This is a genomic window from Amycolatopsis sp. TNS106 (assembly GCF_019330265.1).
GTDB lineage: Bacteria > Actinomycetota > Actinomycetes > Mycobacteriales > Pseudonocardiaceae > Amycolatopsis > Amycolatopsis lurida.
On record NZ_CP024972.1, the window covers coordinates 6,015,738 to 6,038,960 of the forward strand.

Sequence of the window (23,223 nt, forward strand, 5' to 3'; positions counted from 1 at the left end):
GGGGATCACATGAACGTGCACAACATCGATCCACTCTGGACGGTGGAAGACGTCTCGGCGTACCTCGGTGTCCCTGTCGGGACGCTGTACCAGTGGCGCAGCAAGGGTTACGGCCCTGCTGGCCGTCGCATGGGCCGATACGTGCGGTACCGCCCTGAGGACGTCCGGGCGTGGGTGGACCAGTTGGCCGTAGAGGTGGCCTGATGCCTCGGCCTCAACTGGAGATCGGAACGTACGGGGAGATCCGGTATTCGCCTGTCGCGGGCGGGTACCGGGCTCGTGCGCTGTTCCGCGACTTCGACGGCAACACGCGGGAGGTCGAGCGGACCGGGAAGACGAAAGGCAAGGCTGCGCAGCGGCTCAAGGACGTCTTCCGCGAGTGGACCGGGTCGACGACTGGCGAGATCACGCGGGAGACGCACCTGAAGGTCCTGGCCGAAGTCTGGATGGAGCAGGTGCGGCAGGACGTCGAGGACGGCAAGAAGTCGCCGACCACCGAGACCGCGTACGAATCGGTCCTGAACGCTCACGTCGTGCCCGGCCTCGGTGAGCTGCGCGCGCGGGAAGCAACCGTGATGCGGCTCGATCGCTTCCTAGGGGCTCTTCAGCGCAACATCGGGGCGTCGACGGCGAAGACCGCGCGGACCGTCCTTTCGGGAATGCTCGGGCTGGCGGCCCGGTACGACGCGATCGACGGCAACCCGACTCGGGACACCCGGCGCATCCCGACTGCGAAGAAGAAGCCTCGCGCGCTGGACGCGGACGAGCGCGCCGCATGGCTGGCACGGCTGGAGGCGGATGAGAAAGCGGTGCGCTGGGACCTGCCCGACTTGTCCCGGTTCATGATGGCTACCGGTGTCCGGGTCGGCGAAGCGCTCGCGACGTACTGGGAGGACGTCGACCTGGTGGAGGGCACGGTCGACATCACGCACACCGTGGTCCGGATCAAGGGGCAAGGGCTGCTCCGCAAGCCGCGTCCGAAGAGCGAGTCGAGCAAACGCGCACTGCCGCTCCCGTCCTGGGCGGTGGAGCTGCTGGCGAAGCGGGCGGCGGCATCTGGCCCGATCTTCCCCAGCTCGACCGGCGGGATGCGAGACCCGAACAACGTCCTGCGGGTCATCCGGGAGATTCGTGGCGGGGAGGACTTCCTGTGGGTCACCTCGCACACCTTCCGGAAGACGACCGCGACCGCGCTGGACGACGCGGGGGTGCCGACGAGGCTGATCGCGGACCAGCTCGGCCACTCGCGGGTGTCGATGACGCAGGACAACTACCTGGAGCGGAAGACGGTCGACCCGGCCACGGCGAAGGCCTTGGAGGGGCTCTTGGATAAACCCGTTCGACCCAAAACCGGGGATAAACCGGGGAGATGATCTTGGTCTCGGGTGGCCACAACGCGTGGACCAGGCGAAAGAGTGGGCCGCCTGGGGCTCGAACCCAGAACCTACGGATTAAAAGTCCGCAGCTCTACCAATTGAGCTAACGGCCCGTGCGGCTGAGTCTAGTAGACCGCTGTCGACCACCAGGATGGCGGGGCGGCCGCCGGAGCGCCACGGAATTGTCGGAGGTCTCTGCCATGCTCGGAGGCATGGATACGGTCCCCGAGGAGAACTACGCGGCCAGCTGGGAAGGCGACCGTCCGGAGCCTCCGCGCGTGGCGAGCGAGCGCGAGATCCTGACGTCCACCCTCGACTGGCATCGCCGCACCTTCGAGCTGAAGTGCCAGGGGTTGACGCCGGAGCAGATGGCGCTGCGGGCGGTGGAGCCGTCGAGCATGTCGCTGCACGGGCTGCTCAGGCACCTCACGGGCGTCGAGCGCTGGTGGTTCCGCCTGCAGTTCGCGGGCGAGGACGTCCCATTGCTCTATTACTCCGACGAGTGGCCCGAGCAGGACTTCGAGGATCTGGGCGGCGATGTCGAGGAGGCGTGGGCGGCGTGGCGTGCGGAGTGCGCGCGGTCGCGGGAGATCGTGGCGGCCGCGTCGCTCGACGACACGGGCAAGGGCCGTCGCGACGGGGAGCCGTTCTCGCTGCGCTGGCTGCTGACCCATCACATCGCGGAGTACGCGCGCCACAACGGCCACGCCGACCTGCTGCGCGAGCGCGTCGACGGGAGGACAGGCCACTGAAATCCTGAAGTGCGATGCTGGGCCGATGAACGCCGATCCCGATTCCGGCCTCCTGTCCCCGGTCCGCGCCGGCACGCCCGCCGAGGCGGCGACGGGTGATCTCGCCTGGGTGCGGGCGCTGGTGGACACGGAGGCGGCGCTCGCCAGGGCGCAGGCCAGTACCGGGCTGATTCCGCGGGCCGCCGCGGAGGCGATCACCGAGGCCGCCGCGTCGGCCGAGATCGACGTGGTCGCGTTGGCGAGGGCGGCTCGTGAGACGGCGAACCCGGTCGTGGGGCTGATCAAGGAACTGACCGAGGCCGCCGGCACGGAGTACGTCCATCGCGGCTCGACCAGCCAGGACATCTTCGACACCGCGATGATGCTGGTCGCCGCGCGGACCCGGGCGATCCTTGTCGCCGACCTCGAGGCGACGGCGGACGCGCTGCGGGACCTCGCTCGCACGCATCGCGACACGATCATGGCCGGGCGCACCCTCACCGCCCACGCGGTCCCGACCACGTTCGGGCTCAAGGCGGCGGGCTGGCGTCAGCTGACGCTCGACGCGCGCGCCCGGCTGAATCGTGTCGTCCTCCCGGTCTCGCTCGGTGGCGCGGCGGGCACGAGAGCCGCGTACGCCGAGTACGCGCGCCTCGCCGACCTGCCCGACGGCTATCCGCAGCGGCTCCAGACGGCCTTCGCCGAGGAGACCGGTCTCGCCGAGACCATGCTCCCCTGGCACACCCTCCGCACCCCGACGGCCGATCTCGCGGCCGCCCTCGCGTTCACGGCCGCCGCGCTCGGGAAGATCGCGGTCGACGTCCAGTTCCTGACGCGCACCGAGGTCGGCGAGGTCACCGAACCGGCGGGTGAGGGCCGTGGCGGTTCCTCGGCGATGCCGCACAAGCGCAATCCGGTGCTCGCGACGCTGATCCGGTCGGCCGCGCTCCAGGTCCCGGTGCTGGCCACCGGCGTCACCCAGGCCCTGGTCTCCGAGGACGAACGGTCCGCGGGCGCGTGGCACGCCGAGTGGCAACTGCTGCGCGAATGCCTGCGCCTGACCGGCGGTGCCGCGCACACGGCGGCCGAACTGGCCCGTGGTCTGGTGGTCGACGACGAGCGCATGCGCGAGAACCTCGGCCTCACGCACGGCCAGATCGTCTCCGAGCGTCTGTCGACCGTGCTCGCCCCGCTGCTCGGCAAGGCGCGGGCCAAGGAGGTGCTCGGACGCGCGTCCAAGCTCGCGCTGGAGCAGGACAAGCCGCTCGGCGAGGTTCTTTCCGGCCTGCCGGAGATAACCGGAGTCCTCCCCGCGGATTCCCTTGCCGAGTTGCTGGATCCGGCGAACTACACCGGGTCGGCCGGAGTGCTCACCGACGCCGCGCTGGAGGCCCGCGAAGAAATTCCGAAAACTCCTTGAACCGGTCCCGTGCCGGCTCCGTGTAGGGGGTACAAGCTCACCGCGCCAAGCCGCGGAACCCCTACGAACAAGGAGAAATCCCATGCTTCGCAAGCGTTTCGTCGTCGCAGCGGCGTCCGCGGCCGCGGGCCTGGTCGTGCTGTCGGCCTGCTCCGGCGGCACCGAGACGGCGGCACCGGCCGTCGCTCCCGCCGCCGCGGTGGCCGGGGCGGGAGGGAACGCCCCCGCAGCCAAGGGTGAGACCAAGGTGGCCGTGGCCGAAGCCGGCGATCTCGGCCAGGTGCTCGTCGACAAGGACGGGTTCACCTTGTACCGCTTCGACAAGGACAGCGCGAAGCCGCCGAAGTCCAATTGCGACGGTGACTGCGCGAAGACCTGGCCGCCGATGCTGGCCGAGGGCGAGGTCCAGATCGAGGGTGTGGACCAGGCGCTGGTCGGCGAAGTGACCCGCGCCGACGGACGCAAGCAGGTGACCGTCGGTGGCTGGGCGCTTTACCGGTACGCCAAGGACGCCAAGGCGGGCGAAGCGAAGGGACAGGGCGTCGGCAGCACCTGGTACGCCGCGAACGCCAAGGGCGGCAAAGCTGGCCAGGCAGCGAAAGCGGAGGCTCCGGCCGAAGAGAAAGACGGTGCCACGAAGCTCGTCGCGAGCAACGTCGACGGTATCGGACCGGCCATTGTGGACAAGGAAGGCTTCACCCTCTACATGTTCACCAAGGACAAGAAGAACAAGCAGCCGACCTGCAACGGTGACTGCGCGAAGGCCTGGCCGCCGGTGCTCGCCGAGGGCGACGTCCAGCTCGAAGGCATCGACCAGAAGCTGCTCGGCACGGTGAAGCGCGCGGACGGCACCACGCAGGTCACTGTCGGCGGATGGGCTGTCTACCGCTACGCCAAGGACGCGAACGCCGGTGAGGCGAACGGGCACGGCGTCGGCGGCACGTGGTTCGTCATCGAGCCCGCCGGCTGCAAGAGCACCGCTCCGGTGAAGAACAAGGCCGAGCAGAGCGGGAACGCCGCCCCCAAGAAGGAGGAAGGCGCTCCCGCCCAGGAGTACGGCTACTGACGCCTAGTGGGCGAGGCCCGGCGGTCGCTCATCGCGAGCGATGGTCGGGCCTTTTTCATGCTTCGGCCGTCGCGTGCCGTCGGGAACGGGTTCGACGACCGTAGCGCTGTCGGCCCGGCCCGGCACCACATTCTCCTCTTCGTCCTCGGGCAGCAGCACCTTGTGCCGCGCGGGCAGGAACGCGATCAGCAGCCCCAGGGCGGCGAGGCCGAGGTGCAGCCAGTTGTCCGTCGCGTTGAGGTTGAACGGGTTCCCCGCCTCCGAGACCGGATTCGTCGAAACGGTGCCGGTGATCATCAGTCCCCAGACGAACAGCGCGCCGAAGGCGGCGAACGTCAGGAGACCGAAGACCCTGGACCGGCCCGAGCCGAAGGTCAGCAGCAGACCGATCGCGCCCAGTAGGACGAACCCGAGGTTGTAGAGCGGATTCACCGAGAATCCGAGCACCGTCGCGTCGCTGCGACCGGCGAAATCGGCGAACCCGGTCCTGGTGAAGCCCACGATCCCGAACACCAGGAAGGCCAGGCTCGACAGCCCGGCGAGAACCTGCGCGGGTTGGACACCCGCCGTCCGGATTCGAGCGCGTTGTGCACGTGCCATTGCTCCGCCTCCCAGAGTTGGCGACCTCGATTAAGGCTTGGGTGCCGGATACCCCGGGACCCTCCCGGGCAAACCGAGGCGTCCGAACGGCCTAGCCGTGAACACGATCGGGTGATCCGGTCAACAAGTCGTGTGGGCAAGGTGAGCGGAGTCGTCCTCCTGGTGGGACTGTGCCTGGGGGCCATTCTCGCGATGGTGCTGATTCCGTTGCCACGTCCGGGCCCGGTGGCGGTCGCGGTCGCGGCGTCGGGGGACACGGTGATGACCGTCGAAGCGGAACTGGAGCCGGCCGAATCACCGGCCCCGTCCTCCTCGGCGGAGCCAGGACCGCCGCCGAAGTCCGTCGACACCGAGGCCCTCCCCGGCCTCGTCCCCGGCGGGCAGGTGAGCGTGGTCGTCTACGACCGCACCGCCAAGAAGACCACGGTCTCCGTCAAGGCGGACCGGCCGTACACCTCGGCTTCGCTGGTGAAACTGCTCATCGCGCTGGAAGCGCTTCAAGCGGGCGCGCCGTCGAGCACCGTGCAACGGATGCTCTCGGTCAGCGACGACGACATCGCCAGCAGGCTGTGGACGGCCCACGGCGGACCCGCCATCGTCACCCGCTGGGCGACCAAGATCGGCCTCGGCGCCACGCGTCCCCCCGAGGATCCCGGCCGCTGGGGCGACACCAGGACCACCGCCGCGGACGTCGCGAAGATCTACCGTTACCTGCTGGACCAGGCGGCAGCGGGGACGCGGACGACGATCATGCGGGCGTTGAGCGGCGCGACGGAGAGCGGATCCGACGGCGTCCGGCAATACTTCGGCATCCCGGACGCCGTCAGTTCCCTCCGCTGGTCGGTCAAGCAGGGCTGGGCGTGCTGCCGCGGTTCCCGGATCCTGCACAGCTCCGGCACCGTCGGCGAAGACGATCGCCACATCGTCGTAGTACTGACGTCCCAACCGGTGTCGACCACCTACACCGGCGCGGGCAGGCGGGCGACCGAGGTGGTGAAAGCGCTTCGACCGGCTATTGACGACCTGTAAACAAGGTGGGACAGTGGCCGCACGCCGCTCTCTCGGGAGGTCGTCATGAGCATCGAAGCCCGCCTGCCCGCCGTGACCCCGCTCGGCCCGGATTCCGTCGCCTGGCGAGTGGTCGGCGATCGGAGACTGCTGCTCGGCGCGGGGACGGCGTTGCTGCTGCAGGTCGCCCATCCGGTGATCGGCGCCGGCGTGCACGACCATTCGAACTTCACCGAAGATCCGTGGGGCCGCCTCGACCGGACCGTCGATTCCTTGCTGTCACAGGTTTTCGGCGGCCAGGAAGCGATCGCGGAGGCCGAACGGCTCCGGGAGATGCACAAGGCGATCAAGGGCGTCGACCACCACGGCAAGCGCTATCACGCGCTGAACCCCGAGGCCTACTGGTGGGTGCACGGCTCGACGTTCTGGACGGCGGTTCGCATGCAGGAGGTGTTCATACGCCCTCTGTCCCACGACGAAAAGCGTCGCTTCTACGCGGAATGGCGACGGCTCGGCCTGCTTCTCGGCCTCCGCGAACACCACATGCCGGAGGATTTCGAAGGGTTCGAGGCCTACTTCGACGGCGTCGTCGCGAATCGGCTCGAAGACAACCACACGGTCCGGGAACTGCTCCACTCGATCACCATGCGGGACACGCCACCGCCGCCGTGGTGGTTCTTGCCGGAGGCCTTGTGGCGTCCCGTCCGGCCGGTGGGCGGGACCGTGCTGACCCTGTGCGCGATCGGCCTGCTCCCCTCATCCTTGCGCGACCGATTGAGTCTCAAGTGGACAGACGCGGACGAGCGGCGCCTCAGGCGCGTCGGCACGGCCACGAGGATGGCGGGCAGCCGCGTTCCCGACCGCCTTCGCTTGTACCCCAAGGCTTACCACGCCAAGCGCGGGTAGCTATTCGACGACGTCGACCAGTGCGCCCTTGGCGCCCGTGTTCGGCAGCGGCCACGGCTTGACCCCGCCGCTGCCGACGATCTTCTTGTCCTGCGGCGCACTCGGCGGCGCGGTGCGTGCGCCGATCCACGCCAGCACGTCCGGGATCTGGGTCTTGAAGGTGTTCATGTTGTGCCCGGCGTCCGGGATCCGCCAAGTGGACAGCGTCGTGGGCGCGCGGACGGCGGATTGGAGCTGATCGAGCGAGAAGCTCTCGAAACTTTCCTTCTCCCCCGCGATCGCGAGGATGTCGACCGGCGACGGGTGCTTCTGCAGGTTCAAGGTGATCGTGTTCGCGTCGACGATGTCCTGCCTGCCCTTGAAAAGATTCTCCGTCTCGGCGTCCACGGCGGCCTTGAAGTAGCCGCTGACGCTCGCCGCCTGGCCGTACCACTGCGGGTGTCGAGTCACCAGGTTCATCGCGCAGTAGCCGCCCGAGGACCAGCCCGCCATCGTCCATGCCTTCCGCTGCGTGCCGGCACCGAGTTTTTCGATGGCCCAGTCGCGGATGTCGGCGGTCAGATAGGTGTCGTTGGCCGCGCCGTCGACTTCGTCGACGCATTCGGTGTCGTGACCGACCTTCGGTTTCCCGGTCGGGTCCGGGATGATCACCAGGGTCGGCGGGAGCACGTGCTTCGCGATGGCTTCGTCGAGCCTGGCGGGCATCCCGTACGGGCCGGTGACCACTTCCGGGCCGGACGGGTAGTTCGGGATCCATTCGATGACCGGGAATTTGAGCGACCGGTACGCGGGATCGTAGTACTGGGGCGGGAAGTACACCGAGACGTCGCGCGTGAGGCCGGTGCGCTTGCCGGTCACCGTCATGTGGACGACGGATCCCTTGCCCTCCTTGGCTCGCATCGCCCCGGCGTCGCGCAGTTTGTCGAGGTCCGAGCCGTTCTCCCCGGCGACGGCGTCGACGCTGTCGGCCGAGTACACGCCGGTGCCGAAGAGGGCGCCGACCGTCGGGAAGAACCCGCCGATCATGTTCCCGCCCATCGCGGTGCTGACCACGATCAGCACCACCGCGACGAGGATCGTGCCGCTGCGGCCGAGAAGCTTGCGGCGCCAGCGTTCCCAGAAGAACGGGACGGCGATGATCGCGAGCAGGGCCAGCACCACGACGATGACGAGGTTCAGCGTGGAATCGAGCCGGATGGCACTCAGTCCCAATCCCATGGCGATCGTGTCCCTCTCCGGCGGCGGCGCGCCCCCGCACCGCACTTCCCACATCTGGATCAAGAGACGTGCGACCACCGGAAAGTGTTGTCCAGGGTGACGCGTGTCACCCTGGACGGATCGCTCAGCCTTCGAGCGCGGTGCGCAGCACTCCGATCGCCTGCGTGATCGCGGCTTCCGCGGCGTGCGTTCCACGCAACGTGTTGAGCATGACGAAGTCGTGCACGATGCCCTGGTACCGCACGGCGGTCACCGGAACCCCGGCCTGACGGAGCTTGGCGGCGTACGCCTCGCCTTCGTCGCGCAGGACGTCGGCCTCGGCGGTGATCACCAGCGCGGGCGGCAGGCCCGCCAGGTCGTCGAGGCTCGCCCGCAGCGGCGACGCGGTGATTTCCGCGCGCTGCGCCGGGTCGGTCGTGTACTGGTCCCAGAACCACTTCATGCCGTCCAGGGCGAGGAAGTAGCCCTCGGCGAACCGCCGGTAGGACTCGGTGTCGAAGTTCGCGTCGGTGACCGGGTAGAAGAGCACCTGCTGCCGGAAGGCGACGTCGCCGCGTCGCTTCGCGAGCAAGGTGAGCGCGGCGGTCATGTTGCCGCCGACGGAGTCCCCGGCGATCGCGATCTTCGTGCTGTCGAAACCGTTTTCGGCGCCCTGCTCGGCGACCCACTTCGCCACGGCGTAGTTCTGCTCGATGGCGACCGGGTACCGCGCCTCGGGCGAGCGGTCGTATTCCGGGAAGACGACGGCCGCGCCCGCGCCGACGGCGAGCTCGCGGACCAGGCGCTCGTGGGTGTGGAAGCTCCCGAAGACCCAGCCGGCGCCGTGGATGTAGACGATCACGGGCAGCGGGCCGGTGACGCCCCGCGGGCGGACGATGCGGACTTCGACGCCGTCCACGTGCGTGGTTTCGACGTCCGTGGCGGGCAGCTCGACGTCGCCGCCCTGGACCTCGTCGACGGCCTTGCGGCCTTCGTCCGGCGGCAGTTGGAAGAGGAACGGCGGGGTGGCGGTGGCCTCCACGAAAGCCTGCGCGGCCGGTTCGAGGGCCAGGTTGTGCGGGTTGGCGGTCATCTCTGCCTCCTGAAAGCCGAAGTGGGACGAGATCGAAGATAGCTCGCAACTAAGTTGTGCACAACTAAAATGTACTCAAGGAGATTTGGCTCACTCGAGTGGCGTTCTGCGGCATGATCGACGCACCATGGGGACGAGGAGGACCGATGCCGACGGACAACACCGGATCGCTGTGCCTGGACGATCAGCTGTGCTTCGGGCTCTACGCGGCATCGCGGGCCGTGACCGCGCTTTATCGCGTGGTGCTCGACGATCTGGGCCTGACCTATCCGCAGTACCTGGTGATGCTCGCGCTCTGGGAGGAGGACGAGCGGCTGGTCAAGGAACTCGGCACCGTGCTGAACCTCGATTCCGGCACGCTGTCGCCGCTGCTCAAGCGGCTGGAGAAGTCCGGGCTGGTCGAGCGCGTCCGGCAAGCCGACGACGAACGGTCCGTCCGCATCAGCCTGACCGGGGACGGTGCCCGGCTCCGGGAGCGCGCGAGCGGGATCCCGAAGATCATCGGTGACGCGATGGGGCTCGACGCGGCCGGTCTCGCCCGCACCCGCGCGGAGCTCGATCGCTTGACCGAATCCGTGAACGCCTACCGCGAGGCCTACGTCCCGGCCGGTTAGCATGGGATTTCCGGCGCGGACAAAGGGATGACGATGATCGATCACGACGCGGCGCTCAGGGCCGTCGAGAACAGCTTGGACCGGCCGTCCGCGGCCCGGGTCTACGACTACTTCATCGGCGGCGACACCCACTACGCCATCGACCGCAACTTCGCCGAGAAGGTGCGCGAGCGCCTGCCGCTCATGGGCGACTACTGCAAGACCAGCAGGCAGTTCCTCGGCCGGGCCGTGCGGCACTGCGCCGAACTGGGCATCCGGCAGTTCGTCGACATCGGCTCCGGCCTGCCGACGGCGGGCAACGTGCACGAGGTCGCCGACGAGGCGCGGCCGCAGGAGGACACGCACGTCCTCTACATCGACAACGAGCCGATCGCGCTCGCGCATTCGACGCTGCTGCTCGCCGACACCGCCGACCCGGACCGTCACCACGCGATCGCCGCCGACCTGTTCGACCCCGGAGACCTCTGGGACCGGGTGATGGACTCCGGCATCATCGACGTCCGGGAGCCGATCGCGCTGGTGGTCAACGCGGTCATGCACTTCATCAAGGACGAGCAGGACCCCGACGGGCTGCTGGACTTCTACCGCGACCGGCTCGCGCCGGGTTCGCTGCTGGTGCTTTCCCAGATGACCAACGAGAATCCGGCCAACGACGAGGAACGACAGGCGCTGCTCGACATCCTCGAGTACTACGAGACCACGACGAACCCCGGTTTCCTGCGCACCATGGACGAGTTCCGGCGGTTCTTCGGTGGCTGGCCGCTGCTCGAGCCGGGCCTGGTCTACGCGCCGGCGTGGCATCCTGACGAGAAGACGATCTTCGCCGCGAACCCCTCGGAGTCCCGCGTCATCGGCGGTATCGCCCGCAAGCCATAGCTTTTCCCGTGAAGGCCCCCTTCCCTCGGCTCAGCCGAGGGAAGGGGGCCTTCACGCGCTTGTGACGCGCGTCGCCTTGCAGTGCAACTAGGTGCATATGAAACTAGGTGCATGGCATTGGAGCACGCGATCCTCGTTTCGCTGTCCGAGCGGTCCGGCTCGGGCTACGAGCTGACGCGCCGCTTCGAGAAGTCCATCGGATTGTGGTGGAGCGCCACCCACCAGCAGATCTACCGTGTCCTCAAGCGGATGGAGGACGCCGGCTGGGTCGCCGTCGCCCCCGTCGCGCAGTCCGGGAAACCCGACAAGAAGGTCTACACCGTCGGCGACGCGGGACGGGCCGAACTGGCCCGCTGGCTCGCCGAACCCGATCCGTCGGCCACCGCCAGGGAGCTCGCCGTGAAGATCCGCGGCGCCGCCCTCGGCGATCCGGCCGCCGTCGCCGCCGAGGTCGCCCGGCATCGCGACGCGCACGCGGCACGACTCGACGCCTACCTGCTGATCGAGAAGCACGACTTTCCCGACCCCAGCGTCCTCAGTGGACAGTCGTTGCATCAGTACCTCGTGCTGCGCGGAGGAATCCGAACCGAACAGGGCCACGTCGAGTGGCTCGAGGAAGTCCTCCGGGCATTCCACCACGATGCGTAAGGACCAGCGATGAGCCAGTACCCCAACCTGCTGTCCCCCCTCGATCTCGGCTTCACCACCCTGCGCAACAGGGTGATCATGGGTTCGATGCACACCGGCCTCGAGGACAAGGAAGCACACTTCCCGCAATTGGCCGAGTACTACGCCGAACGCGCCCGCGGCGGGGTCGGGCTGATCGTCACCGGCGGCTTCGCCCCGAACCGGACCGGTTGGCTCCTGCCGCTGGCGTCGAAGCTCTCGACGCGCGCGGAAGCCAAGGCGCACAAGCGACTCACCGATCCGGTGCACGAGGCGGGCGGCAAGATCGCACTGCAGATCCTGCACGCGGGCCGGTATTCCTACCATCCGCTGAGCGTTTCCGCGTCGGGCATCAAGGCGCCGATCAACCCGTTCAAACCGCGGGCTCTCTCCGGGTACGGCGTGCTGCGCCAGATCCGCGCGTTCGCCGATTGCGCCTTCCTCGCCAAGGAAGCGGGCTACGACGGCGTCGAGATCATGGGCTCCGAGGGCTACTTCATCAACCAGTTCCTCGCCGAGCGGACCAACAAGCGCACCGACAAATGGGGCGGGAGCGCGGAAAACCGCCGACGGATCGCCGTCGAGATCGTGCGCCGGACGCGCGAGGCGGTCGGCGAGGACTTCATCATCGTCTATCGGCTGTCCATGTTGGATCTCGTCGAAGGCGGGCAGCGCTGGGAAGACGTCGTCGCGCTGGCCAAGGAGGTCGAAGAGGCGGGCGCGACGATCATCAACACCGGCATCGGCTGGCACGAGGCGAGGGTGCCGACGATCGTGACGTCCGTGCCGCGCGCGGCGTTCACCTGGGTGACCGGCAAGCTCAAACCGCACGTCGGGATCCCGGTGGTCACGTCGAACCGGATCAACATGCCCGAGGTCGCCGAGGAGGCGCTGGCGAGCGGGGACGCGGACCTGGTGTCGATGGCGCGGCCGTTCCTCGCCGATCCGGAATGGATCCGCAAGGCCGAGAGCGGGCGTGAGGACGAGATCAACACCTGCATCGCCTGCAACCAGGCCTGTCTCGACCACGCGTTCAAGCGGAAACTGGTTTCCTGCATGGTGAATCCGCGTGCCGGCCACGAGACCACGCTGACGCTTTCGCCCACCCGCAAAACCAAACGCGTCGCCGTCGTCGGCGCCGGTCCCGCCGGGCTCGCGGCCGCGACCGGCCTCGCCGAGCGCGGGCACACGGTCGATCTGTTCGAAGCCCACGACGAGATCGGCGGCCAGTTCGGGATCGCGCGGAAGATCCCCGGCAAGGAGGAGTTCGCGGAGACCATCCGGTACTACACGCGACGGCTGGAGGTCACCGGTGTCAAGGTGCACCTCGGCACGCGCGTGGCCGCCGCCGACCTGGTCGACGCCGGATTCGACGAGGTCGTACTGGCCACCGGCGTCACGCCGCGGGTGCCGTCGCTCCCCGGTATCGACCACCCCAAGGTTCTGTCCTATGTGGACGTCGTCCGGCACGGGAAACCGGTGGGCGGCAAGGTCGCCGTGATCGGCGCGGGCGGGATCGGCGTGGACGTCAGCGAGTTCCTGACGCATACCACCTCCCCCGCGCTCGATCTGGACGCGTGGATGGCCGAATGGGGCGTCACCGATCCCGAGCGGGCGGCGGGCGGGCTGACCGAGCGGAAGGTCGAGCCGTCACCGCGGCAGGTGTTCCTGCTGCAGCGCAAGAAGTCCGGCATCGGCGCGGGGCTGGGCAAGACCAGCGGCTGGGTGCACCGGGCCGCGCTGAAGGCCAAACGCGTCGAGCAGCTCACCGGGGTCACCTACGACCGGATCGACGACGACGGCCTGCACATCACCGTCGGTGACCGGCCACGCGTGCTCGATGTGGACAACGTCGTCGTCTGCGCGGGACAGGAGCCGGTACGCGACCTCGTGGACGACCTGCGCGCGGCCGGACTGCCGGTGCATCTGATCGGCGGCGCCGACGTCGCGGCCGAACTGGACGCCAAACGGGCCATCGATCAGGGAACCCGCCTCGCCGCCGTTCTCTGACGTGGGGCCTTGTAGATGGCAGGATGAACCCTTGTGCGGGACGTATGCGTGATCGGGCTCGGGTTGATCGGTGGTTCGCTGCTGCGCGCGGCGCATTCGATCGGCCGCACCACGTTCGGGGCGACGACCTCCGAAGCTGACGCGGACGCCGCCAGCAGAGCGGGTTTCGACGTGACGACGCAGGTCGAAGCCGCGCTGGGCAAGGCGGCGGAGCGGGACGCGATGATCGTGCTCGCGGTGCCGCTGCCCGCGGTCGAGGAGGTACTCCGGACCGTTTCGCGGGTCGCCGGGCACTGCGTGCTCACCGACGTGACCAGCGTGAAGGGCCCGGTGCTCGACTCGGTCCGCCGTCGCGCGCCGTACGCGAAGTTCGTCGGCGGGCATCCGATGGCCGGGACGGCGAACTCCGGCTGGAAGGCGAGCGACCCGGCGCTGTTCGGCGGCGCGGCGTGGGTGCTGGGCGTCGAACACGACACCGATCTGACCGCTTGGGCCGAAGTCGCCCAGCTCGTGCTGGACGTCGGCGCGCATGTCGTACCGCTGCCGGCGGACTCGCACGACGAGACGGTCGCGCGGATCTCGCATCTGCCGCATATCTTCGCGGCCATCCTGGCCACGATCGGCGCGCAGGGCGGGCCGCTGGCGATGTCGCTGGCCGCCGGGTCCTACACGGACGGCACGCGGGTGGCGGGGTCGAGCCCGGCGCTGGTGCGGGCGATGACCGAGGGCAACCGGGACGCGCTGCTGCCGATCGTCGACGAGGCGCTCGGGCGGCTGGGTGCCGCGCGGGGCTCACTGGCGTCGACGGGCGGTCTCGCGGTGACGGTCAACGCGGGTCATGAAGGGGCGCAAGCGTTCGCGGCCGCGAAGGACGCGGAACGCGCCGGGGTCCGGATCAGCCTGAGCGCGCCGGACGCGCGGGACGGCCTGATCGCGCTCGGCGAGCGCGGCGGCTGGATCACCGCGATCGACGGGGACACCGCGATCGGCGAGGTCTCCTGACGCGTTTCGTCCCCTGAATGCGGTAGTCGCACGCGCAAGGACCGCATCCAGAGGACGAAACGCGAGGGCTACTGGGCCTGCGGGGGCTGCTGGCCCTGGGGCGGGTTGTCGGGGGTGTCGTCGAACTTGTTGATGAAGCCCTTCGCCTTCTCGACCCCGGAGTCGATCTGCGAGTCGTGACCGGAGAACTTCGACTTCGCGAAGTCCGCCGCCTTGTCCAGGCCGCCCTCGATCTTGTCGTTGTGCTCGCGGAGAGCGTCGGTGGCCTTGTTCTTCAATTCGTCGAAGTTGATGCCCATGGCCACATCGTCACACAGGTACCGGCGAAGACGCCCCGGCGATCACCCGTCGTGGGGACGCTCAGAACGGCCGGTCGCCCACGATGGCGACGCGCTCGGCCACCCGCGCGTGCGGGTGGTAGTCGTTGACGGCGTAGTGCTGGGTGGCGCGGTTGTCCCAGAAGGCCACCGAACCCGGCCGCCAGGCGAAGCGCACCTGGAACTCGGGGACATGCGCCCGGCTGAACAGGTACCGCAGGAGCTTGTCGCTCTCGCCGCGGTCCATGCCGACGATATGCGTCGTGAACGCCTGGTTCACGAAGAGGGTGCGCCGCCCGGTTTCCGGATGCGTGCGGACGACCGGATGCTCGACCGGCGGGAACGCGTCCTGGTGACGCAGCAGCAGTTCCGGATCGGAGAAGCGGTCGAAGCCGGGGATGAAGTCGTGCACCGCGGTCGACCCGTCGATCCGCTCGCGGACGTCTTCGGGCAGGTTGTCGTAGGCGGCGGCCATGTCGGCCCACATCGTGTCGCCACCGACCGGCGGGACCTCGATCAGCCGCAGGACCGAACCGAGCGCGGGCTCGGGCAGGAAGGTGACGTCCACATGCCAGATGTTCTCGAACGCGGGCATGCTCGCCGAACGGGTGAACCGGGTGGTGTCCTCGGTCTCCCCCTGCGGGATGAACGGGTTCGTCTCCAGTTCGCCCCAGTTGGCGGCGAAGGCGCGCTGGTGTTCCGAAGTGATGTCCTGGTCGCGGAAGAACAACACCTTCCACTCCAGCAGCGCGCGATTCAGCTCGGCGTGGAGAGCGGGCGTCAGCGGCCGGGCGAGGTCGACGCCGCCGATTTCGGCACCGATCACCCGTCCCAGCGGACGCAGCGAGAAAAGTTCGTACGGGCGTTCTTCGACGCCTTCCGGCAGGCGCCGCAGCAGCCGCGGCCCTTCGAGGATGCCGCCGTCGGGGACGGTCGCGGGGCGGAGACGGACACGGCCGGGCAGGGCGATGGACATACGTGCTCCCAGGCTTCACCGTCGGATGACTTGGCGAGATGAGGAGCTACGCGGGCGGGGAGCCCAACCGTCCACGGCGCAGGAGCAGTGCGGCGACGCCTTCGCCGGCCGAACGCGTCGGCGCGGACTCCCAGTGGACGGACACAGGGCCATCGTGGGCGCGATTTGGCGTGCGGTCAACAGCGTCCACGGAACGGGACGATCATCGTCTCCGCTCGGAGGGGAAACTTCCCGACCACGTGTTCCGCTCCTCGCGCGGGCGCAGCGCCTCGGCCAGCACCCATTGCGAATGCGTCGTGCCGCCCCGGCCGACCGGGCCGAGCTGGAAGGTGACCCAGCCGACCCAGTGTCCCGTCGTCGTCGCCCGCCACATCCCCAGCAGACCGGGGACGATGCCGGTCAGATCCAGGCCGTCGGGCAGGCGGGTCTTCACCGCGCCGACGGGGTACACCAGCTTGAGATCGACCCAAACGGGCTGGTTGGGCCGGACCATGTGCAGGTGACGCGGCCCCGGCGGCAGCGTGTCACCAGTGTCGAGCATGCGTCGATTATGCGTGAAAACTCGAACATTAGTTCGAGATGATGCTCACCCTCCCCCGTCCGGGTGGTGGCAGGCCTCAGGCGCGGCGGTGGTACGGCAGGAACCGCCGGACCAGCCGCAGCGGCGCGCGTTCGACGAGGTCGGGGCCGCGCACGGCGTCGAAGGCGGCACCGATCTGGTCGACGACGCCGGACAGCTGCTCGTTGTCGGGCATCGGCATCTCCGCCGGTTCCCGTTCTTCGCGCACGGCGACCGCGAGTTCGGTGAGGGCGGCCGTCAGGAGGGCGATGTCGGCGTCGGCCGGGGCGGGGGTACCGCGGCCGAGGGTGACGCCGACCTCGGTGACGGCGTCGGCGACACGTTCGAGCCCGGCGATCACCGGCCACCAGGCGACGGCCTGCCGCCCGGCGGCGGAGGGTTCGACGACGACCTGCTGGAACGCGGTCCGCAGATCGGCCAGTGCGCGATAGGCGCGGCGACGGGCGCGGGAACGTTCCAGGCGCGCTTCACCCGAGGGTGCGAGCACGAGGCCCTTGTCGACGTACTTCACCAGGCTGTCGAGGCTGTCGGCGAGCCGTCCGCCGACCTGCGGGCGCCGGCTGCCCGGCCAGAGCAGGTAGCCGAAGAGCAGGACGATCGCGCAGCCGAGCACGGTGTCGACGAGCCGTGCGAGCACCACGTCCCAGCTTCCGGTGCTGGCGAGATCCATCTGCAGGATGATCAGCGGCGTCACGAAGGCGCTGAGGATGCCGTAGTTGCGGACCTTGCCGACCGCGACGCCGCCCGCGAACACGGCGATCAGCAGGACCAGCAGCCAGCCTTCGCCGCCCGCGGCGAGTACGGCCGCGCCGATGCCCACCCCGATCACCGTGCCGATACCACGCAGCACGGCGCGGCCGAAGACCGAGCCGAAGTCGGGTTTGAGGACGATGCCGACGGTGAGCGTGATCCAGTAGGACCGTTCGAACGGGACGAGCAGCGCGACGACTTCGGCGATCGCGACGCACAAGGTGAGGCGGAGCGCGGCGAACCAGGTGAGCGGGCCGGAGACGAGCGACCCCGCCCAGCCGCGGAGGCGTTTGTGCCACGGCTGGACCTCGCGCCGTTTCCGGTTGTCGCCCTTGCCTATCCGGGCGAGTCCGGCGTAGAGCGCGGCGAGGACCGGGTCTGCGTCTTCGGGCGCTTCGGGCGGCTCCGGTAGTTCCTGGTTCGCGAGTACGGCGGCCGAAGTCGCGATGAAGTGATCGATCACGTCGTCCGGGGCGTGACGGCCGGCGTTGACCATCGCGACCGACGCCTCGACGGCGGGCGTGCTGGCCGAAAGCAGGTTGAGCAGCTGGCGGTAGGTGGCGTCGCGGCCCGACAGCCAGGATCGCGCGGTGAGCAGCCGGTCGTACGCGGTGTTCATCGCGGTCGTCAGCTGGTGGCGCGCGACGCGGGAGGTGGCTTCGTCGGTCGCGGACAACATCGCGGCGAGTTCGACGTAGACGTGCGCGACGGCGCCGCGTTCGGGGCTGGTGGCGCGGAAGGTCCAGGTGGCGAGCGCGACGAGCAGGCTCCAGGCGGCGCCGACGCAGAAGTAGCCGAGGAGGACCTCGACGCGCAGGCCGGTGACGTGCTGGCCGGTGCCGAGGACGCAGAAGACGAACATCTGGAGCCCGGCGACCGACGCGTTGCTGCCCGCGGCGCTGATCAGGGCGGACACCGCCGCGACGCCGACGACGACCGGGATGGACGCGGCCGGGATTCCGCCGGTGATCAACCCGGCGAAGTAGCCGAGGGCGGCGGCCGCGGTGGCGCCGCCGAGCCGCCGGGCGCGGTAGCGGTACGGGCCGGCGGATTCGGAGAGGACGGTGGGCAGGGCGCCGGTGGAGACGAGCGCGCCGACCCCGATGTCGCCGAGCGCGTAGCCGACGGCCAGCGGGACGGCGAGGGCGAGGACGGCGCGGGCGACCATGTTCCACGGAATGGGAACCGGCGTGCTGCGGAGCAGCTGCACCAGCCAATGTGGTGCGGCGATCTCGCGACGCGTCGTGCTCACGCCCCTATCTTGACTTATCGGACGGTACGGCCAGGGGTGGCGCGTTGCGAAAGCCACTTTGGCAACATCGACGGAGGCGGCATTGTCACCCTTGTCCACTTATCCGTGGCGGCCGGAGCGGTTATCGTCGCCACATGGGCAAGACGTACTCTTTCGAGGTCAACCGGACGAGCAGCGCCTCGCCCGCTTCTCTGTTCGCGCTGGAGGCCGATGGTTCCCGGTGGTCGGAATGGGCGAAGCCGGTGGTGTTCCACTCGCGCTGGGCGCGGAAACCGGACGCGGACGGGGTGGGCGCCGTCCGGGCCGTCGGGCTGTGGCCGGTGTACCTCCACGAAGAGACGCTGGAGTACGAACAGGACCGAAAGCACGTCTACGGCTTCGCGGGTCTCGCGCCGCTCAAGGACTATCGCGCCGAAGTCTCGTTCACGCCGAACGCTTCCGGCGGCACGGATCTCCGCTGGACGGGCCGGTTCACCGAACCGCTGCCCGGCACCGGCGCCGCCGTCCGCACGGCCCTGCGCACCGTGGTCTCGATCCTGGCCACCCGCCTGGTGAAATACGCGGAACGCGCCTGACCCCACCCCCCGCCCTTCCCAAGGGGGGCGACCCCGAGTCCAGTCTACCGGCGCTGGGCGTGGGAAAGGGCCGCTCGGCGGAGTTGTCCACAGGTGGCGATGGTTGTGGACAAGTCCTGTGGGGAACTGAAGGACGCCATGGCCACATTGGACGCGGCGAGAGTCCCCTTCAGCCCGCGCCCAGGCACAGGAAGGGGCGCCGCAGCGGATCGGCGGCGGTCGCTTCCGCGAGTGCCAAGGCGGGCGCCGTCCCCGAAGCCAGCCGCCGGTGCAGGTCGGACATCGCCGCGGCGGCGGCCTTGTCGCCGACTCGCGCGATCGCGCCGATGACCGTCCGCGAACCACTGGCGAGCAGCGTCCCGGCGAAACCGAGCGCCTCCTCGCCGGGCCGGATATGACTCATCGCGAGTTCGCACGCGGCCAGCACCACCCGTTCCGGCGGCTTCGCGAGCCGGGCGGTTTCGTGCGCGTACAACGGGCCGTCGACGAGTTCCAACCGCGAGAACAGCGCGTTCGCCGGTTCGTGCGCGCCGTGCGCGACCAGATGCGCCATCCCGGAACCGTCCAAAGCGGACAGTACGGCGTCGCTGGTCGCATCTTTCCCGTCGACGAGACGGGCCTGCGGGTACACGGCCCGCAGGTTCCGCACTTCACCGACAGAACCCGGCACACCGGGGCCGCCGGCGAGCAGGACCGGACCGGAACTCCGCCGTCCGGACGCGGTCACCCAGGCGGTCGCCGACGGCGCGATCGACACCGGATGTCCGTGCAGTGACGGCAAAGCTCCCCACGGCAACGCGTACAGCGAGCCGATCGGCACGATGATCAGCTCGCGGTTTTCCAGCGTCTTCGCCAGCGACGCCGAGATCAGCTTGTCCAGTTTGTCCGCCCGGCGCCGCGCGGAACCGGTGACGACCTCGACCAGCGGCGCGGGCAGGTTGTCCGGGGCGAGCGCGTCGAGGTCCGCGTGCAACTGCCGCGCGGTCTCGACGATCTCCGCGAGCGGCCCCAGCTTCAGCAGCCGGAACCGGCCGCGGTCGACGACCACCGCGTACAAGGTGTCGCGATACCCCATCAGGCTGACCAGTACGCGATCGCCGAGCCGCTCCACCACCTCTTCGGGTGCCGAGACCGGGCGCGGACGACCCCATTGGCTGGTGTACCACCCGAGCCGCGTCGCCTCCCGCTGCAGACGGTCGTAGCGCTCCTCGAGTTTCCCGACCGGTTCACCGGACAGCCGACGTGCCTGGATCGTCCCCTGCACGTGCCGCATTTCGTTGATGTGCCGGGCGAGCGCGGGATCCTCGATGACCGGCAGCGGTTCGTAGCGGTACACCTGCGCGCGTGTGCGCTCCAGCCACGCGAACAGGCTCTTCGCCCCGGCACCGCTGCGCCTCGCCTTCTTGAGCACCAGCGTGAGCGCGAGTTTGCCCAGCTCCTCACCATGCGCCGCGGTCCCGCAGACGAGATCGAGCCCGCCCATGCGGTCGCGGATCTGCCCGAGTTCCGCCAGCCCGGCCCGCGCCTGCGCGAGCGCCGAACGCGGCCGGTGCGACGCCACCGCGAGTTCGGCCCGGCACAACCGCAGCTGCATCCGGTGGTCGATCGGCGTGGTCTGCCGCGGTTTCGGTACCTGCGCCAGGAGTTCCTGCGCGACGACCGTCTCATCGCGACGGATCAGCAGCCGCACCGCGAACATCCGGGCCGCGCCCGCTTCGTCGCGCAGACCGAGCCCGGCCAGCCGGATGGCGAGGTCGGCGAGCCGCTCCGGCAGTTTCGCGGACGGCTTCTTCTCCCGGTCCGCCAGTGCCTTCACCGCGTCCGCGCGGAGCCGGGTCAACTCGGCGATCTCCGCCCACCGGCCGTTGCCACGCCGCAGGAAGCTCCGCCGTGCGGACGTCGCGAGCTTCTTCGCGAGGACGTGGTCACCCTCGAGGATGGCGGCCCCGGCCCGCGCGACCTCCGCTTCCGCGACGAGATGGTGCGCGCCGTTGTCCCGGAGTTCGGGGATCGCCTCGTCGAGGTGTCGCGCCGCCTCCTCGGCGAGCCCGGCGGTGAGCAGGGCCTTCGCCTGGTCGAGCCGGACGAGCGGCAGCGAGCCGGGCCCGTCGGTGACGAAGATCGAGGCCGCCTGTTCGTAGTGCCGGAGCGCCTCGGGGATGTCGCCGAGCAACTGGGCGTGATCCCCCAGGTTGTGCCGGATCTTCCCTTCGAGCATCCGGTGCCCGTGTTCGACGGCGAGATCGAGTGCGTCGACGAGGTCCCGGTGCGCGTCGACGGGATTGGTCTTCTGCAGCTGAAGCCAGGCCCGGTTCACCAAGGTCCTGGTCAGCAGGAGACTGTGCCTGTCAGCCTCGGCGACGAGCTGGGGGATCACCGCGTTGTAGAGCGCGAGCGATTCGTCGAGCCGCCCCACTCGCATCATCACCAGCGCGCGCTGCAATACGACGATGAAACCCAGTTCTCGCCGGGCTTCACCGCTCGGCAGCCGAAGCCTTGTCCGCTCCGCCTCGTCCAGCCGGACGAAACCGTCCTCTTGGGACGTGATCTCCGCTTCCGCGGCCGCGAGACTGACCAGGATCCGGACCCGGATCTCCAGCCGTTCGGGGCTGTCCGCGTCCACCTGCCCGAGCCGGGACAACCCGCTCTGGAGCAACCTGATCGCCGCGCCGGGCCCGTGGTCGGAAGCCGCGACCCTGGCCCGGCGGTGCAGATCGGCCGCCGATTCGACTACGGCGTCGACGACGGAAGGCTGCGCGGGCACACGCACTATGGGAGCACACCCACGCCGCATAACGGAACAGCCGTCCGGTTACAGCACCACTGTCGGGGTCACGACCGTCCGGCGACAGGTCACGTCGCCGAGGTGGATCACGATCTGGGTGGTGCCCTGGGGGACATTGTCCAGCACGAACCGGCCTCCTTCGTCGGCGGTGGTGGAACTCGTGCCGTGCTCGGCGACGCGAACCTCCACTCCGTACTCGCCGGCGGGCACGAGCCAGCCGTCGATCCGGTGTTTCTTGCCGATCTTGGTGAGGTTGATCATCACGGTCAGGTCGCTGACGGTGAAGGTGATCGTGCCGGTGTCGCTGCCGCGAACGCCCGCGGTGGCGTCCATCCGTTCCCAGCGGGCGACCTCGACGTCGAGGTTTTCGAGCGCGAGCGCGAACTGAACCCGCTGCACCAGGTCTCCCGGTGGCGGGTCCAGTTCGTCCATGAAGCGCCCGATATCGGCGAGCAAGGCCTCATCGCCCGGGGAGGTCATCTCCCCCGGCGTCCCGAGGTCGTTCATCGGCTTCCCCCTTCGTGGGCCAGCAGGTCGCGCATCGATTCGAGGCAACGGCCCCTGGTCGGGCCGACACTTCCGCGCGGCATACGGAGTGCTTCGGCGACCAGTTGGTATTCGGCCCGCCCGGCGAGCACGGTCAGCCGAAGGAGCTGCTGACAGCGGTGCGGCAGGCGGAGGAAGGCGCGCCAGACCCGGCGATCCCGGTCGGCGCGGACGGCTTCCTCTTCGGGGGCCGGATGGGTGCTCTCCATGCTTTCGGCCAGCTCGTCGGTCAGCGGAACGGGCTGAGCGCGGCGACCGAAGGGATGCTGGGCCTCGCGCCTGGTGGTGGTGATCAACCAGGCGGCGAGCGCTTTGGGGTCACGGAGTTTTTCGAGCTGGCTGAAGAGGGCGAGCCACACCGTCTGGACCACGTCCTCGGCGGTCAGGCGATCGAGCCCGTTCGCGCGCGCGACATGCCATACGAGCGGGGTCAGCTCGTGCACAAGTCTGTCCATCGCCTGGCGGTCACCGGCCCGCGCCGCGCGCATGCAGGCGGCATGCAGGTCGGCACCGGTCAGTCCTTCCCATGGCGGGTCTACCTCGGTCGTTTGCACGTCGGTCACCGTATCTGCCCCACTTCGGACGTGTCTTCGTGTCGGCGCTGGCAGTATCGCGGGCCCTTCGGGGAGAAGGAGCGTGCAAGAGGCTCTGGGATACATCAAGTCACTAACTTTTTTTCGTCGAGTTTCGGTCGTCCTCTTCGGTCTGGGCGAGGGACAAAGGCACCGGCCGGCGCGAGTAGGTGTGGACTGCGCACCGGCCGGCCCTTTTTTCCCTCCCCCCGGGCCCGCTCCCCAACGGGCCCGCGTCCGGGCGTCCCCCTCCCCCGAAGGAGCACCCGGAGGTGATGCCCGGCGGCCCCCTCGGCCTCCGGACA

At 69.3% G+C, this 23,223-nt stretch carries 23 protein-coding genes and 1 tRNA gene; 13 read left to right on the forward strand and 11 right to left on the reverse strand.

The annotated features are described in order from the left end of the window. Positions 1-9: 9 nt before the first annotated feature. The gene (locus tag CVV72_RS27380; RefSeq protein WP_219146371.1) at positions 10-204 is read left to right on the forward strand and encodes an AlpA family transcriptional regulator; all 195 of its coding nucleotides are present in this window, start codon (positions 10-12) and stop codon (positions 202-204) included. Further along, positions 204-1,373 (forward strand): site-specific integrase, encoded by a 1,170-nt coding sequence (locus CVV72_RS27385; RefSeq protein ID WP_219146372.1) that lies wholly within the window; start codon positions 204-206, stop codon positions 1,371-1,373. The genes CVV72_RS27380 and CVV72_RS27385 overlap by 1 nt, the downstream gene beginning before the upstream one ends. A gap of 43 nt (positions 1,374-1,416) precedes the next feature. Here the strand turns inward: CVV72_RS27385 and CVV72_RS27390 are convergent. Next, positions 1,417-1,489, reverse strand: a tRNA-Lys gene (locus CVV72_RS27390). A gap of 99 nt (positions 1,490-1,588) precedes the next feature. Between CVV72_RS27390 and CVV72_RS27395 the strand changes: the two genes are divergently transcribed. The 3 genes from CVV72_RS27395 (at position 1,589) to CVV72_RS27405 (ending at position 4,593) form a co-directional block, all read left to right on the forward strand. Beyond that, on the forward strand, positions 1,589-2,128 hold the full coding sequence (locus CVV72_RS27395; RefSeq protein ID WP_219146373.1) for a DinB family protein: 540 nt from the start codon (positions 1,589-1,591) through the stop codon (positions 2,126-2,128). A gap of 25 nt (positions 2,129-2,153) precedes the next feature. Then, positions 2,154-3,527: a 3-carboxy-cis,cis-muconate cycloisomerase gene (gene pcaB, locus CVV72_RS27400; RefSeq protein WP_219146374.1), complete on the forward strand. Its 1,374-nt coding sequence runs from the start codon at positions 2,154-2,156 to the stop codon at positions 3,525-3,527. A gap of 82 nt (positions 3,528-3,609) precedes the next feature. Next, positions 3,610-4,593: an SCO0930 family lipoprotein gene (locus tag CVV72_RS27405; protein ID WP_219146375.1), complete on the forward strand. Its 984-nt coding sequence runs from the start codon at positions 3,610-3,612 to the stop codon at positions 4,591-4,593. Between the two features lie 3 nt (positions 4,594-4,596). On the opposite strand, the gene CVV72_RS27410 is transcribed toward CVV72_RS27405, so the two are convergent. Continuing rightward, the gene (locus tag CVV72_RS27410) at positions 4,597-5,193 is read right to left on the reverse strand and encodes a DUF4383 domain-containing protein (protein WP_219146376.1); all 597 of its coding nucleotides are present in this window, start codon (positions 5,191-5,193) and stop codon (positions 4,597-4,599) included. Between the two features lie 132 nt (positions 5,194-5,325). Between CVV72_RS27410 and CVV72_RS27415 the strand changes: the two genes are divergently transcribed. Together CVV72_RS27415 and CVV72_RS27420 are read left to right on the forward strand one after the other, a co-directional pair. Continuing rightward, a complete protein-coding gene (locus CVV72_RS27415) occupies positions 5,326-6,222 on the forward strand; it encodes a class A beta-lactamase-related serine hydrolase (RefSeq protein WP_219146377.1) in 897 nt (298 codons plus the stop codon). 45 nt (positions 6,223-6,267) lie between these two features. Further along, positions 6,268-7,107 (forward strand): oxygenase MpaB family protein, encoded by an 840-nt coding sequence (locus tag CVV72_RS27420; protein WP_219146378.1) that lies wholly within the window; start codon positions 6,268-6,270, stop codon positions 7,105-7,107. On the opposite strand, the gene CVV72_RS27425 is transcribed toward CVV72_RS27420, so the two are convergent. Then, positions 7,108-8,325: an esterase family protein gene (locus tag CVV72_RS27425; protein WP_219146379.1), complete on the reverse strand. Its 1,218-nt coding sequence runs from the start codon at positions 8,323-8,325 to the stop codon at positions 7,108-7,110. 124 nt (positions 8,326-8,449) lie between these two features. After that, entirely contained in the window at positions 8,450-9,397 is a 948-nt protein-coding gene (locus CVV72_RS27430) for an alpha/beta hydrolase (RefSeq protein WP_219146380.1), read from the reverse strand. Between the two features lie 146 nt (positions 9,398-9,543). Between CVV72_RS27430 and CVV72_RS27435 the strand changes: the two genes are divergently transcribed. From CVV72_RS27435 to CVV72_RS27455, 5 genes are all read left to right on the forward strand, one after another. After that, positions 9,544-10,011 (forward strand): MarR family winged helix-turn-helix transcriptional regulator, encoded by a 468-nt coding sequence (locus CVV72_RS27435; RefSeq protein WP_125679026.1) that lies wholly within the window; start codon positions 9,544-9,546, stop codon positions 10,009-10,011. Between the two features lie 27 nt (positions 10,012-10,038). Continuing rightward, positions 10,039-10,887, forward strand: coding sequence for an SAM-dependent methyltransferase (locus tag CVV72_RS27440; protein ID WP_219146381.1), 849 nt, complete (start codon positions 10,039-10,041; stop codon positions 10,885-10,887). Positions 10,888-10,998: 111 nt separating this feature from the next. Continuing rightward, positions 10,999-11,535 carry a PadR family transcriptional regulator gene (locus CVV72_RS27445; protein WP_219146382.1) on the forward strand — a complete coding sequence of 179 codons (537 nt, stop codon included), beginning with the start codon at positions 10,999-11,001 and terminating at the stop codon, positions 11,533-11,535. Between the two features lie 9 nt (positions 11,536-11,544). Next, positions 11,545-13,563, forward strand: a complete 2,019-nt coding sequence (locus tag CVV72_RS27450) for an NADPH-dependent 2,4-dienoyl-CoA reductase (RefSeq protein WP_219146383.1) — start codon at positions 11,545-11,547, stop codon at positions 13,561-13,563. 48 nt (positions 13,564-13,611) lie between these two features. Next, positions 13,612-14,565 carry a prephenate dehydrogenase gene (locus CVV72_RS27455; RefSeq protein WP_219154159.1) on the forward strand — a complete coding sequence of 318 codons (954 nt, stop codon included), beginning with the start codon at positions 13,612-13,614 and terminating at the stop codon, positions 14,563-14,565. Between the two features lie 68 nt (positions 14,566-14,633). Here CVV72_RS27455 and CVV72_RS27460 read toward each other — a convergent pair whose 3' ends face one another. The 4 genes from CVV72_RS27460 to CVV72_RS27475 form a co-directional block, all read right to left on the reverse strand. Beyond that, positions 14,634-14,864 (reverse strand): antitoxin, encoded by a 231-nt coding sequence (locus CVV72_RS27460; RefSeq protein ID WP_219146384.1) that lies wholly within the window; start codon positions 14,862-14,864, stop codon positions 14,634-14,636. Between the two features lie 61 nt (positions 14,865-14,925). Beyond that, complete coding sequence (locus tag CVV72_RS27465; RefSeq protein ID WP_219146385.1) at positions 14,926-15,858, reverse strand: TauD/TfdA family dioxygenase; 933 nt, start codon at positions 15,856-15,858, stop codon at positions 14,926-14,928. A 202-nt stretch (positions 15,859-16,060) separates the two neighbouring features. After that, positions 16,061-16,399 carry a hypothetical protein gene (locus CVV72_RS27470; protein WP_219146386.1) on the reverse strand — a complete coding sequence of 113 codons (339 nt, stop codon included), beginning with the start codon at positions 16,397-16,399 and terminating at the stop codon, positions 16,061-16,063. A 76-nt stretch (positions 16,400-16,475) separates the two neighbouring features. Then, a complete protein-coding gene (locus CVV72_RS27475) occupies positions 16,476-18,440 on the reverse strand; it encodes an FUSC family protein (RefSeq protein ID WP_219146387.1) in 1,965 nt (654 codons plus the stop codon). Positions 18,441-18,574: 134 nt separating this feature from the next. Between CVV72_RS27475 and CVV72_RS27480 the strand changes: the two genes are divergently transcribed. Next, complete coding sequence (locus CVV72_RS27480) at positions 18,575-19,015, forward strand: SRPBCC family protein (protein ID WP_219146388.1); 441 nt, start codon at positions 18,575-18,577, stop codon at positions 19,013-19,015. Positions 19,016-19,184: 169 nt separating this feature from the next. On the opposite strand, the gene CVV72_RS27485 is transcribed toward CVV72_RS27480, so the two are convergent. From CVV72_RS27485 to CVV72_RS27495, 3 genes are read right to left on the reverse strand one after another with little or no spacing between them, the layout of a single operon-like run. Continuing rightward, positions 19,185-21,785 carry a CHAT domain-containing protein gene (locus CVV72_RS27485; RefSeq protein WP_219146389.1) on the reverse strand — a complete coding sequence of 867 codons (2,601 nt, stop codon included), beginning with the start codon at positions 21,783-21,785 and terminating at the stop codon, positions 19,185-19,187. A 42-nt stretch (positions 21,786-21,827) separates the two neighbouring features. Beyond that, a complete protein-coding gene (locus CVV72_RS27490) occupies positions 21,828-22,307 on the reverse strand; it encodes a hypothetical protein (protein ID WP_007030725.1) in 480 nt (159 codons plus the stop codon). Further along, entirely contained in the window at positions 22,304-22,909 is a 606-nt protein-coding gene (locus tag CVV72_RS27495; RefSeq protein WP_007030724.1) for an RNA polymerase sigma factor, read from the reverse strand. The genes CVV72_RS27490 and CVV72_RS27495 overlap by 4 nt, the downstream gene beginning before the upstream one ends. Positions 22,910-23,223 lie beyond the last annotated feature (314 nt).